9 protein-coding genes are annotated in these 13,364 nt (G+C 55.8%); all 9 read left to right on the forward strand.

Annotation, left to right across the window (positions count from 1 at the left end; genetic code table 11):
- Positions 1-80 precede the first annotated feature (80 nt).
- The 9 genes from FHS18_RS22100 (at position 81) to FHS18_RS22140 (ending at position 13,243) form a co-directional block, all read left to right on the forward strand.
- Entirely contained in the window at positions 81-665 is a 585-nt protein-coding gene (locus FHS18_RS22100; RefSeq protein WP_183602544.1) for a TetR/AcrR family transcriptional regulator, read from the forward strand.
- A gap of 15 nt (positions 666-680) precedes the next feature.
- Complete coding sequence (locus FHS18_RS22105) at positions 681-1,022, forward strand: DMT family transporter (RefSeq protein ID WP_183602545.1); 342 nt, start codon at positions 681-683, stop codon at positions 1,020-1,022.
- Positions 1,022-1,336 (forward strand): DMT family transporter, encoded by a 315-nt coding sequence (locus FHS18_RS22110; protein ID WP_183602546.1) that lies wholly within the window; start codon positions 1,022-1,024, stop codon positions 1,334-1,336. The genes FHS18_RS22105 and FHS18_RS22110 overlap by 1 nt, the downstream gene beginning before the upstream one ends.
- 211 nt (positions 1,337-1,547) lie before the next feature.
- Positions 1,548-3,179: an alkaline phosphatase gene (locus tag FHS18_RS22115; RefSeq protein WP_183602547.1), complete on the forward strand. Its 1,632-nt coding sequence runs from the start codon at positions 1,548-1,550 to the stop codon at positions 3,177-3,179.
- A gap of 53 nt (positions 3,180-3,232) precedes the next feature.
- Positions 3,233-5,182: an alkaline phosphatase gene (locus tag FHS18_RS22120; protein ID WP_183602548.1), complete on the forward strand. Its 1,950-nt coding sequence runs from the start codon at positions 3,233-3,235 to the stop codon at positions 5,180-5,182.
- 20 nt (positions 5,183-5,202) lie between these two features.
- Entirely contained in the window at positions 5,203-6,783 is a 1,581-nt protein-coding gene (locus tag FHS18_RS22125; RefSeq protein ID WP_183602549.1) for an S-layer homology domain-containing protein, read from the forward strand.
- Between the two features lie 173 nt (positions 6,784-6,956).
- A complete protein-coding gene (locus tag FHS18_RS22130) occupies positions 6,957-9,461 on the forward strand; it encodes a GH39 family glycosyl hydrolase (protein ID WP_183602550.1) in 2,505 nt (834 codons plus the stop codon).
- Between the two features lie 223 nt (positions 9,462-9,684).
- Positions 9,685-10,926: a PTS sugar transporter subunit IIC gene (locus tag FHS18_RS22135; RefSeq protein WP_183602551.1), complete on the forward strand. Its 1,242-nt coding sequence runs from the start codon at positions 9,685-9,687 to the stop codon at positions 10,924-10,926.
- 43 nt (positions 10,927-10,969) lie between these two features.
- Positions 10,970-13,243, forward strand: coding sequence for a beta-glucosidase family protein (locus FHS18_RS22140; protein WP_183602552.1), 2,274 nt, complete (start codon positions 10,970-10,972; stop codon positions 13,241-13,243).
- Positions 13,244-13,364: the final 121 nt, after the last annotated feature.

Here is a 13,364-nt window from a genome sequence, read left to right on the forward strand (position 1 = left end):
ATAATTGAATAATGTTACATGCTATGATAAGCTAACTATCGTTAGTTAGCTAACGACCGTTAGGCAACGGGGGGATATGGATGACAGCAGACAAGATTATGGAGATCGCGCTTCGTCATTTTGCGCGCCATGGTTATGAAGGTGCTTCGCTCGCAGATATATCGGCTGAAGTCGGGATTAAGAAACCGTCCATATATAACCACTTCAAAGGCAAGGACGAATTGTTCTTGGCCGTCTATCGGGATGCGGCTGCCAGAGAGCTGCGTTACGTTGAAGACGATCTGAACCCGGAGGATCGTTCGTCTTCATTGAAGGATCGTCTGTACGGATTTCTGATCGGGTACAAAGAGCGGTACGAACGGGAAGAGAACACGAAGTTCTTCTTGCGGATGTCCTTCTTTCCGCCGGCGCATTTGCTGCAAGAAACGATGAGTATGGCGAATGACAGCATCGATAGGATCGCGGCAGCGGTGACCGAAGTTTTTCGGCCGGCGGCGGATGACGGGCTCATTCATCCGGATGTAACGGTAGAACATGCGACCGGGGCCTATATGGCAGTGCTGGACAGCGTGTTCGTCGAAATGCTGTACGGCGATCACGAGCGGACGATGATGAGGCTGGAGGCAGCTTGGCAAGTTTATTGGCGCGGCGTCAAGAACAACTAGAGGAGGAACGCACAGATGAATCGCAGTTGGATTTTTATTTTCGTAGGAGCTTTATTCGAGGTGATGTGGGTGATCGGTTTCAAGCACGCACATGACCCGCTGACGTGGGCGGGGACGGTAGTTGCGGTCGCTATATCCTTCTATCTCATTATTATGGCGTCCACGAAGCTTCCCGTAGGTACCGTGTACGCCGTATTCACCGGACTTGGCACTGCGGGTACCGTGCTTTCCGAGATGATCTTCTTCAATGAAGAGGTGAAAGTCGTGAAGCTTCTGCTGATCGCCTTGCTGCTCGCAGGCGTATTGGGCTTGAAACTCGCAGGCGGTTCTTCCGCTTCGAAGGAGGTAACGGAATAATGGCTTGGGTAACGTTACTATTAGCCGGCATGTTCGAAGTCGTAGGCGTGCTGGGGATGAATCGGATTAAACGCGACAACAACGTGACGGCATATCTTCTTTTTGCCGGCGGCATCATTCTAAGTTTCCTTTGTTTGAGCTTGGCCATGCGGGATCTGCCGATGGGAACCGCCTACGCGATATGGACGGGGATCGGCACGGTTGGCGGCGCTCTGGTCGGGATGTTCTTCTTCGGCGAGTCCAAAGAATGGCGCCGGATCCTCTTCATCGCCATGGTGCTCGCGGCAGCCGTCGGGCTGAAACTGATCTCCTAGATCGCACCGATTTCCTCAAATGCTTCACTTTGCAGCTGCAAAGTGAAGCATTTTTTATTTCCCTTTTCTAATCGTAATGTAAATACGAATTAACACTTTTGCTTATTTTTAACATTTAGCTAACCTTAAGCAATCATGAAGTTAATTTTAATCAACTATAGTTCTATTGAATTACATAGTCTATCAAAACGTAATAGTAGGAGGAAATTTAATGCTCAAGCGCAGTAAGAAAACAGTCGCGATGCTTGCGACTGCAGCCGTCGTCCTGTCGGTTCCCGCCTATGCCGCAACGACGGGTCCTACCGTACAGTCTCAGGAGAATCAAGCCAAGAACGTCATTATGATCATTCCGGACGGCATGAGCTTGCCGGCTACGACCATTGCACGATACATGTTGGACGGCAACGAGAACGGCCAGACGAAGCTGAATATGTCCAACTATTACGTAGGGCGCGTGAAAACAACTTGGGCCGGCGGTCCGATTACGGACTCCGCTCCAGCCGGAACCGCTTATGCGGTCGGCCACAAGTCCACGAGCGGCGCGCTTGGCGTCGACGCCACGCTGACGCCGAAAGCGACCGTGCTGGAAGCGGCGCAGCAAGCTGGCAAGTCCGTCGGTCTGATCGCGACGTCCGAATTCATGCACGCGACGCCGGCTGCGTTCTCCGCGCACGATAAGGCCCGCGGCAACTATGCGGCGATCGCCGAACAGATGCTGAATCAGAACATCGATGTGCTGCTCGGCACGGGCGCGACGAAAGTACCTGCCGCGACGCTCGATATTCTGGCAACGGTGGAAGCTAAGGGCTATACGGTCGTCGATGACCGCACGGAGCTGCTAGCTACAGATGCGACCAAGCTGTGGGGCAACTTCAGCAACTTCCTGAACGACAAGGGCAACATGTCCTATGATATCGACCGCGATCCGGACAAGGAGCCTTCGCTCGCAGAGATGACCCAGAAGGCGATCGACGTCCTGAAGAATGATGAAGACGGCTTCTTCCTGATGGTGGAAGGCAGCAAAATCGACTGGGCGGCGCATGCCAACGATACGATCGGGATCCTGTCCGACACATTGGCAGCCGACGAGGCATTCAAGGTCGCAGTGGACTTCGCCAAAAAAGACGGCAACACGGTCGTCGTCTCGGCAACGGATCACGGCAATAGCGGCATTACGCTCGGCCACTACGATCTGACCGGTTACGACTCCGCGCCATTCAGCATTCTAGCGCCATTGAGAGAGGCGACGAAGACGGCGGAAGGCGCAATGGCGCTGTTCAATACCGAGAAGTCGAACGTGAATGACGTGCTGCGCGCCTATGGCATCGAGCCGGAAGGCTACCAGCCGGCGGATGCGGCTTCGAGCGACCGCACGACGAAGAATAACGCGAAGGTAAACGCGCTGATCGAAACGTTCAAGTCGACCAAGGCTTCCGGCGATCTGGTCAAAATCATGAATCAGCTTGCGTATATCGGCTATACGACAGGCGGCCATACCGGTGAAGACGTAGCGATCTATGCCTACACGCCGGCGGGCATCAGCAAAGCGCCGCTGAAAGGCTTGCATGAGAATACGGATGTCGCGAATTTCATGGCGAGCGTGATGGGCCTTAACCTCGCACAGGCTACCGCGGATCTGTTCGTCGAAGTAACGGATCGTGAAGGCGCAACAATTGCGGACAACACGCTTACCCTGACCGAGAACGGTAAGACGCTCATCCTGAAAGCGAACCAAAGCACCGCTACCGTAGATGGCGCATCGGTTGACCTGCAAGGCGAAGTAGCCGTTGCGATTAACAACCGGTTCTATGTGCCGCAATCGGCGCTTGATCTGCTCCAATAAGGCATCTGCCCATTCCTAATCCAATTCATATGTGCAGGAGGAATTCATACCCAATGAGGACGACAATGAAAAAAGCAGCAGTCGCATCGATTGCCGCGCTGATGGCCGTAACCCCGATGGCGTCGAAGCCGGAACAGGCGGTAGCCGCCGACAACCAGGTGAAGAACGTCATTATGCTTATCCCGGACGGCATGAGCATGTCGGCGACCACGATTGCGCGCTACCTGCTCGAAGGCAATGAGACAGGCAGCCGTAACCTGACGATGGACGAATATAACACGGCGCTCGTCACGACGACTTGGGCGAATGGTCCGATTACCGATTCCGCTCCCGCGGGAACGGCGTATTCCACGGGGCATAAAGGGCAGAACGGCGCGGTCGGTCTGGACGCTACCCGTACACCGAAGGCGACGGTTCTTGAGGCAGCCCAGCTTCAAGGCAAGGCGGTCGGCCTGGTAGCGACGTCCGAATTCATGCATGCGACGCCGGCCGATTACTCGGCGCACGATCCGGTACGGGGCAACTATGCGGCGATTGCCGAACAGATGCTGAACCAGGACATCGACGTGCTACTCGGCACGGGCGCTGCGAAAGTGCCTGGCGCTACGCTCGACATTCTGGCTACGGCGGAAGCCAAAGGTTATACGATCCTGGACGATCGCGCCGAGATGCTGGCTACGGACGCGACCAAGCTATGGGGCAACTTCAGCAACTTCATGAACGAAAAGGGCAATCTGTCCTATGATCTTGACCGCGATCCGGAGAAGGAACCTTCCCTCGCCGAGATGACGCAGAAAGCGATCGACACGCTGAAGAACGATGAGGACGGCTTCTTCCTGATGGTAGAAGGCAGCAAAATCGACTGGGCGGCGCATGCCAACGATTCGATCGGCATTCTGTACGACGCGCTCGCTTTCGACCGCGCGTTCAAAGCAGCGGTCGACTTCGCGAAGCAAGACGGCAACACGGTCGTCATCGCGGCGACGGATCACGGCAACAGCGGCATCTCGCTCGGCCATTACGATCTGACCGGCTATGACTCCGCGCCATTCAGCATTCTGGCGCCGCTGAGAGGTGCCACGAAGACCGCTGAAGGCGCGATGGCGCTGTTCAACGCCGAGAAGTCGAACGTGGATGAAGTACTGCGAGCGTATGGCATCCAACCGAACGGCTACCAGCCGGCGGATGCGGCTTCGAGCGACCGCACGACGAAGAACAACGCCAAAGTAAACGCACTGATCGAAACGTTCAAGACAACGAAGGCTTCCGGCGATTTGATCAAAATCATGAATCAGCTGGCTTACATCGGCTATTCGACCGGCGGTCACTCCGGAGAAGACGTGCCGCTCTACGTGTACGCGCCTGCCGGCGTCTCCGTACCGGAAGGGATGATCGACAACACGGACGTGGCCAAATACGCGGCAACTTCGATGGGCCTTAGCCTGGATGACGCTTCGTCCAAGCTATTCGTAGACGTTACTTCCCGTCCGGGCGCCAAGGTCGAGAACAATACGTTGACGCTGACGGAGAATGGCAAAACGCTGGTCGTCAAGGCGAACCAAAGCGTGGCGACCCTCGATGGCGTGGCGAAGAGCCTGCAAGGCCAGGTAGCCGTTCAGATCAACGGCAAATTCTATGTGCCGCAAACGGCGCTTAACCTGATCGATTCGACGACGGACACGAGCAAGTATACGCTGTCCGGTACGGCGTTCACATCGACGAGCCTCGGTTACAAAACGACGGTAACGGCAGCGCAAGGCGCCGAAGCTGAGGAAGTCGCGAATCCGAACCTGCTGGTCGTAGGCACGCTGAAGAGCGGCGGCCAAGTCAGCTGGACGGTCTCCATTCATAAAGGTGCTACCGCAACGACGGATATCGCGGTCAATAACAAATTCAGCTCGATCGCTGTCTATCTGATGGACGGTACGATCAATTGGAACGACACGAACTTCGCGGGAGTCAAGAGTAACATCTTGACGCTGACCGTGCCGTCCGCCAACTAACAGCACAGGAGGAGAGCCCATTGTTTAACAAGCTAACGCGTCTGTTACTTGTTCTCTGTCTGGCAGCCGCTCTTCCGTTCCCTAGCCTGATTGCCGCAGCAAGCGGCGATCAGGTGTCCAATGTGACCGCCAACTATTCAAGCGCGGGGAATGTGACCGTCAGCGGCAGTTCGGAAGGCGAGCAAGTCGTCATTCAAATCTGGGACGCGAATAAGTCTCTGGTTGCCTTTGATTCGGCTTCCGTGGAAGCCGGGAAGTTCAGCAAGTCCGTCAATACAGGCGTCCTGACTGCCGGACGCAGCTACGATGTGAAAGTATCCGACGCGGAAGGCGGAGCGTATGCGAATGAAGAGTTCACCGTTCCGAGCTCCAGCGGAAACATCGGCGGCGGCTTGATCACCTTGCCGGATACGGATACGGACACAGGTACCGAACCAACGCCAGGAACGAACGGCACGTTGGTCGTCCAGGCTGAGGCTGGCAGCGAAGGCCGTGCGACTGCGGTCATCAGCAGCGAGCAGGTAAGCAAACTCGCGGAAGCGGTCCAAGGCTCGAGCCGCACAGCCGCAATTCAGCTGCAGCTGCCATCCGGCGCGAACAGCATAGCCGTTACGCTGCCGAAAGCAGCATTCCAACAGCTGGCAGCCGGCGGGCTGACCGTAACTTCCGGTATCGGTTCCATCACTTTGGATGCGCAATCCATGAACGCGATTGCAGCAGCTGAAGGTACGGATATCATCCTTACGATCGGCAAAGCGGACACCAGCGGATTGAACGCTGGGGCTCCCGCGGTTATCGGTTCGAGGCCGGCGGTAGACATTACCATTACGGCGGGCAGCAGCGAGATCACGTCCTTCGGTAAAGGCCGCGTAACGATATCGATCCCTTATACGCTTGGCGCTTCCGAAGACCGCTCGGCGATCGTGGTCTATTACATCGGCGAGAACGGCCGACATCAGATCGTTACCCAAGCAAGCCTGAATGCAGCGGGCAATGCCGTGAATGCGGTAACGACGCATCTGAGCACCTATGCAGTCGGATATAATCCGGTAAGCTTCAGCGATACGGCGGGCCATTGGTCCGAAGATTCGATTGCCTATCTGGCCGCACGGTCGGTCATCGCGGGCAACGGCACGAGTCAATTCTCCCCGAACGCCGGCGTAACCCGGGCGGAGTTCGCCAAGATGCTGGCTGGCATTGCCGGCGCTGACGTTTCCGGTTACCGCTCTTCTTCCTTCACGGACGTTAAGACGGGCGATTGGTATTTGCCGTATGTCGAGTGGGCGAAGGCGAACGCAATCGTGGACGGGATCGGCGACGGACGTTTCGCGCCGACAAGCCCGATTACTCGCGAACAGCTCAGCACGATGCTGCTGAAATTTGCGAAGCACACCGGCTATGAGCTCCCGATGTCGGGGCAGCAAGCACCGTTCGCAGACCAAGCCAAGATCAGTTCTTGGTCCACAGAAGCGGTAACCGCTCTTCAAGCTTCCGGCCTGCTGACCGGCAAGCCGGGCAACATCTTCGATCCGCAGGGCGGCGCTACCCGCGCTGAAGCGGCCAAAGTGTTGGCGTCGTTGGTTGAGCAGATGGTGAAATAATAGAGATAAGCCGTTCCTGATGTCGTTTTTGACGACAGCGGGGCGGCTTATTTTTATTGTCGGCGATGCCGCCCGAGCATGGGCATCATTCGGGGGAGGAACATCATTGACTGCGGTTTGAATCTTTCCGCTCATTCGATACATAATGAGGGTATGGAAAGCGAGGTCACCGCATGCGATACCTGTACGAGTTCATCAATCATCAGGATGATTTGCCGATGCACTTATTCGTCAATAGCGTTGCGCATGTTCCTTATCATTGGCACAAAGAAGTCGAGATCATCTATGTCTTGCAGGGCGCCGTCACGCTTCTCGTCGATCAGCGGCAGTATGAGCTGCGGCAGGACGATATTATCGTGATTAACAGCATGTCCATCCATAAGTTAGAGCGGACGCAGCAGGACAATGTGCTGCTCACGCTGCAGTTCAGCCCCGGCTTATTGGAGGGCGAGACGTTCATAGCGTGCAATTCTACTTTGCAAACGGCAGAAGATCGCGGACGCTACAACCAGATCCGTCGCTATTTGGCCCAGCTGGTATGGGAATCGACGAAGACGGCGCCCGGATTTCGCAGCATCTCGCAAGGCTTGCTGCATCTATTAACGGGGATTCTGCTGCGCGAATTCTCGGCCGGTAAGAATGAAGCGCTGCAGACCGACGGCAAGCTGCATGATTATGCCCGGCTGAACCGGGTGCTTCGATTCATCGACCAGCAGTATAGGGACAAAATCACGCTTCAATCGATTGCCGACCAAGAGCACTTAAGCCTGCATTATTTCGCCCACTTCTTCAGCGGCAAAATCGGCATGCCCTTCCAGAAATATTTGACGTCGGTTCGTCTGGAGAAGGCGGTAGCCGAGATGGCGGATTCGGCCAAAAGCGTCACCCAGATCGCGCACGACTGCGGGTTCGCAAACGTCAAATTGTTCAACAAATATTTTAAGGAAAAGTACGGGGTGACGCCGTCCACGTTCAGGGAATCGCTGAAAACGGAACCTGTCCGAACCCGCGAGCGCTTGCCTTCCCTGACCAAGGATTCGCCGAGCGGCGATTACTACGTCATCGACACCATTCAAGCGATGGAGACGTTATATCGGCATCTCGAAGAACCCGGCGGAGACGCCGATGCGACCCCTCCGTCAGGAACAGGAGCGGTCCAGGAATCTAAGATCGTTCACGTACATGCTGCCCGGACGTGCCCGGAACATTATGTCCAGCCCTGGAAGCGACTCATCAGCGGCGGTAGGGCGGTCGAAGGGCTGCGAGCGGACTGGCAGGCGCAATTCGCCGATCTTCAGCGCAGATTGCGATTCTCGCATATTCGTTTCCACGGCGTATTCAATGACGAGATGATGGTATACAACGAAGCGGAAGACGGGGAGCCCATCTACAATTGGTCGTATGTCGATCAGCTGTACGATTTCCTGCTGGGGTGCGGCATACGTCCCTTCGTGGAACTAAGTTTCATGCCGACGCTGCTCCGGCGCTCGAACGAAACGATCTTCTGGTGGAAGGGCAATATCGCGCCTCCCGCCGATCAGGGCAAATGGGATGCGCTCGTTCGCGAGTTCGTCCGCCATTGCTTGAACCGTTACGGGATCGAGGAGGTCAAGCAGTGGTACTTCGAAGTGTGGAATGAACCCGATCTGACCGGACTATGCTGGGCCGGAACGAGAGAAGAGTTCTTCTGTTTCTACAAGTCCACCGCGGATACGATCAAAGGGGTAGCGCCGGAACTTCGGGTAGGCGGGCCTGCGCTTGGCTACGGTTCGATCTGGAACGATAGCTGGGCGGAAGACTTTATGGCCAATTGCCGACAGGAAGAAGCGCCGGTCGACTTCTTCTCGTTCCATGTCTATTCCGAATACCCGAGCAAGAAAGAGGAAGCCGAGAAGCTGACGACCATCATGCCGCCATCCTATTATACGGACACCATCCTTCGGCTTAGGGAGCAGATCGAAGCGGAAGGGCACCCATCGATGGAACTATTCATCACGGAATGGAATTTCTCGCTGTACGACCGTAACTTCATCCACGATACGATGTTCATGGCGCCGTTCGTGATCCATCATGCCTTGCGGACCAGAGGGCTCATCGACGCGCTCGGCTACTGGTCGTTCACGGACGTGTTCGAGGAAAGCCAGGTTCCTCCTTCGCCGTTCTACGGCGGATTCGGACTGCTCAACCGGTCGGGACTCAAGAAACCGAGCTACTACGCGCTCGAACTGCTGGGCAAACTCGGACAACGCGTCTTGGCCGAAGGGGAAGGATATATCGTTACGGGCAGCGCCGACGGCAGCTTGCAAGTGCTGCTGTACCACTATGTGCATGTCGATCCGTTGTTCGCGAGCGGCGATTGGTCAGGACTGACGGAGACAAGCCGGTATACGGTATTCGAAGAGAAGGGCAATAAGGCATTCCATGTTCAGCTGGAGGGTCTTAGGGGGAACTACCGGATAACCCAATATCGATTGAACCGGGACGAAGGCTCCGTATACGACGAGTGGATCCGTATGGGCTCTCCCGTTACCTTGACCCTGGAGGAAGAAGATTATTTGCGGGGCCGAAGCGGGCCAACGATCACGACTTTATGGCTTCGAGGTGCCGAGCAATTCGAGCATACGGCAATTCTACCGCCCCACGGCGTCGTGCTACTCACCTTGTCGAAGCAATATTAAGGCTTACTGGGAATAGCCCAGCACCATTTCAGCACCCTTGCACGCAGCAGGGGTGTTTTTTGCTGTATAGTCCGTCGCGTTTCATCGCACAACAAGATGATGAAAGCAGTTTCAACAAAAAAGGCCCCCGTTCTGCGCAAGGAAGAACAAGAAAGCGTTCTCACATCGGAGCTATACTAAATTTGCACACGAGAACGAATGACATACAAGTGGAGGGGATCGAATGGATCGACTAATGAAATGGATGACAGAACGGTTTGCCCCGCGTCTTGAAGCCTTTACGAAGAACGTGTGGGTAGACTCGATACAAGAAGCGATCATGGTTACGCTTCCGATGATCTTCATCGGATCCCTCGTTACGCTGGTCTCGATTCTGAATGAGTATATACCCGGCATGCCGGACTTGACGCCGATTACGACGTTCAGCTTCGGACTCCTCGGCATCTTCATTGCCTTCTTGACGCCGTATATGGTCATGCAGAAGAAGGAGCGCCACAAGATCAAGCTCATCTCCGGCGCGACCGGATTGTCGCTGTACCTGATGCTGCTGAAACCGACGCTAGGCGATGACGGCACGATCCAATTCATGCTGGAGCGGTTCGGCCCGTCGGGCATGATCACGGCGCTGCTGGTCGGCATTGCCGTCGCGGCCGTCATGAACGCGTTCAACAAGTTCTCCTGGTTCAAAAAAGATACGAAGCTGCCCGAGTTCATCGTCGATTGGTTCGATTTTCTCGTTCCGATCGCGCTGATTCTCACCCTCGGATGGATCCTCATCTACCAGCTGCACTTCGATATCTTCGCACTCATTATTACCATCTTCGAGCCGCTGAATGCGATTAGCCAGACGCTCATCGGGTTTGTCTTGTTCAATTTTATCGGCGTCGTCCTCTTCTCGTTCGGGGTCAGCCCTTGGGTCATTACGCCGATTCTGTACTCGATCTGGATTCCGGCGATCGAAGAGAATGCCAAGCTGATCGCGCAAGGCATGGACCCGGTCAATATCAATACGTTCGAGACCTTCTTCAGCGGCTGGGTCGGCGTAGGCGGCATGGGGGCGACGCTCCCGCTCGTCATCTGGTTCCTGATGGCCAAATCGACCAAGCTGAAGACGATCGGCAAAGCGACGATCGTGCCATCGCTTTTCAATATTAACGAACCGGTCATCTACGGCGCGCCGGTCGCCTTCAATCCGATTCTGATGATTCCGATGTGGATCAACGGCATCGTGACGCCTGTAATTGTCTATCTCGCGCTAGACTGGGGACTCGCGGCTATCCCGAGCAAAGTGTTCCAGCTGTGGTATACGCCGATCGGAATCTCGACGTACTTGCTCTCGGGACTTAACGGGCTGCTTCTGCTCGCCTTTGTCCTGCTTACGATCTTCGTCATCTGGTTCCCGTTCTTCAAAATTTACGATATGCAGGAGCTCAAGAAAGAACAGCTGGAAGAAGCGCGTCCATAATTCTAGAGAGAAAATAGACAAATAGGGAAGAGGAGTGTTCGAGATGAAACAAACGACCGACATGCTGCTGCAAGCGTTGACGCTGGAAGAGAAAGCGGGCCTGTGCGCGGGCCTTAATATGTGGATGACCAAAGGCGTCGAGCGGCTGGGCATTCCGCCGATCCATATGTACGACGGCACGAACGGCATTCGCAAAACGAACAGCGATGACGAGATTGGGATCACGGGCGAGAATTTGCCGGCCACCTGTTATCCGACTGGCTCGGCCATCGGTTCATCATGGAATACCGATCTGCTGCACGAGGTCGGCGTGGCGCTCGGCATCGAAGGCAAGCAGATGAACGTCGAGCTTCTGCTCGGGCCGGGCATCAATATGAAGCGGACGCCGCTCGGAGGGCGCAACTTCGAATATTATTCGGAGGATCCGTGCCTGAGCGGGGAACTGGGCGCCGCGTTCGTGAACGGGCTGCAGAGCCAAGGGGTCGGCGCTTCGGTGAAGCATTTTGTCTGTAACAATCAGGAGTATGAGAAGCTGGTTACGAGCTCGGAGGTAGACGAGCGTACGCTGCGGGAAATTTACTTGAGCGCCTTCGAGCGGATCGTGAAGAAAGCCGATCCGTGGACGATCATGTGCTCGTACAATTTACTCAACGGAACGTACACCAGCGAGAACGAGCATTTGCTCCAGGACATACTTCGCGAGGAGTGGGGGTATGAGGGCGTCGTGCTGTCCGATTGGACGGCGGTGAATGACCGGATTCGCGGGCTCAAGGCTGGGCTTGATATCGAAATGCCCGGACCGGCACACTACAACACGAAAGCGATCATCGAAGCTGTCGGGAGCGGCAAGCTGAGCGAAGCCGACCTGGATCGCGTCGTCTATCGCATTCTGGAACTGGTCTGCAAGACGACGGAGCAATCCGGCGCGGCGGCGGAACATGGAGCGAAGGAATTCCACGAGCTGGCAAGACGCGCGGCGGCAGAGAGCATCGTGCTGCTGAAGAACGATAATCAGATCCTGCCGATCCTGGCGGACAAAACATCTTCGATCGCCGTCATCGGCAGATTCGCCAAGCAGCCGCGCATCCAAGGCGCGGGCAGCGCGAAGGTAACCCCGACGCAGATCGATGTGCCATTGGAGGAGATTCGAGCGCTTGCAGGGGCCGGCGTTACGCTTGCCTATGCGGACGGCTATCCTCAGGATGACCGGTTGGATGACGAGCTGATCGAAGAAAGCGTGCGATTGGCCAAACGAGCCGACATCGCGGTCGTGTTCGTCGGACAGCCCGAATACGCCGAGTCGGAGATGCATGACTTGGAAGGCATCGATCTGCCGCCGCATCAGGTGAAGCTGATCGAACGAATCTGCGCGGTTCAGCCGAGATGTGTCGTCGTCACCAGCAGCGGTGCGGCGCTCGCCATGCGTCCATGGGCGCAGCATGTGCCGGGTATCGTTCATGCATGGCTTACCGGCCAAGGCGGAGGCCGTGCGCTCGCGGACATTCTATTCGGCCGCGTCAATCCGTCCGGCAAGCTGTCGGAGAGCTTCCCGGTCAAACTGTCCGACAATCCGTCCCACAAGCGGATTCGCGGCGAGAACGGCAAACTGTATTACCGCGAGGGGCTATTCGTCGGGTATCGGTACTACGACAGCAAAGAGATCGCGCCGCTATTCCCGTTCGGGCATGGCTTGTCTTACACGACGTTCGCTTACTCGGACCTGACGGCCGTGCAGTATGGAGATCAGGTGGCGGTTTCCCTCCGGCTTACGAACACGGGCACTCGGCCAGGCAAAGAGGTCGTCCAGCTATACATCCATGACGAGGACTGCAAATGGGTGCGCCCCGAGAAGGAGCTGAAAGCTTTCGCCAAGGTGGAGCTGCAGCCGGGGGAGAGCAAGGACATTCGCTTTGTGCTCGAGGAGCGGGACTTCGCGTATTACAACACCAAGTATAACAAGTGGGTCGCGGAAACCGGCTACTTCCAGCTCGTCATCGGCAGTTCGTCCCGCGATATCCGCATCCGCGAACGTATCCACTGCCAGTTCAAGAGCGAGGAGATGACGCTGCATAAATTCAGTCTGCTCAGCGAATGGCTCAGCGATCCAATTGCGAAGTCGATTCTTACGGACACGCTGACGGAGATGAACCATCATGTCGTCGACCAAGTCGAGTTATCGGATGAGTTCGTCGGGTTCTGGGGCGACTTCCCGACGATCAAAGTATTCCAGATGTTCGGCCAGCCATGGTTCGTCGACCGTTCGCCGGACCAGCTGATCGATACGTTGATTGCTCAATTCGAATCGAGCCGCGGATAATCATTGCAATCATACAACCAGAGCAACGGCGATTCTCTTGCCGTTGCTTTTTTTTATTTTTGCCGGACGTCGTCATTCACCTGCCTGACTCGCCATTGCAATAGTGAGGCTGTCTTCGAAA

The sequence above is a fragment of the Paenibacillus phyllosphaerae genome (genome assembly GCF_014192105.1).
Lineage (GTDB): Bacteria > Bacillota > Bacilli > Paenibacillales > Paenibacillaceae > Paenibacillus_Z > Paenibacillus_Z phyllosphaerae.

Excerpts from the sequence above, each read along its gene's own strand:
- FHS18_RS22140 (WP_183602552.1), top strand. The coding sequence starts at position 10,970 with ATGAAACAAACGACCGACATGCTGCTGCAAGCGTTGACGCTGGAAGAG.
- FHS18_RS22115 (WP_183602547.1), top strand. The coding sequence starts at position 1,548 with ATGCTCAAGCGCAGTAAGAAAACAGTCGCGATGCTTGCGACTGCAGCC.
- FHS18_RS22135 (WP_183602551.1), top strand. The coding sequence starts at position 9,685 with ATGGATCGACTAATGAAATGGATGACAGAACGGTTTGCCCCGCGTCTT.
- FHS18_RS22120 (WP_183602548.1), top strand. The coding sequence starts at position 3,233 with ATGAGGACGACAATGAAAAAAGCAGCAGTCGCATCGATTGCCGCGCTG.
- FHS18_RS22105 (WP_183602545.1), top strand. The coding sequence starts at position 681 with ATGAATCGCAGTTGGATTTTTATTTTCGTAGGAGCTTTATTCGAGGTG.
- FHS18_RS22100 (WP_183602544.1), top strand. The coding sequence starts at position 81 with ATGACAGCAGACAAGATTATGGAGATCGCGCTTCGTCATTTTGCGCGC.
- FHS18_RS22130 (WP_183602550.1), top strand. The coding sequence starts at position 6,957 with ATGCGATACCTGTACGAGTTCATCAATCATCAGGATGATTTGCCGATG.
- FHS18_RS22110 (WP_183602546.1), top strand. The coding sequence starts at position 1,022 with ATGGCTTGGGTAACGTTACTATTAGCCGGCATGTTCGAAGTCGTAGGC.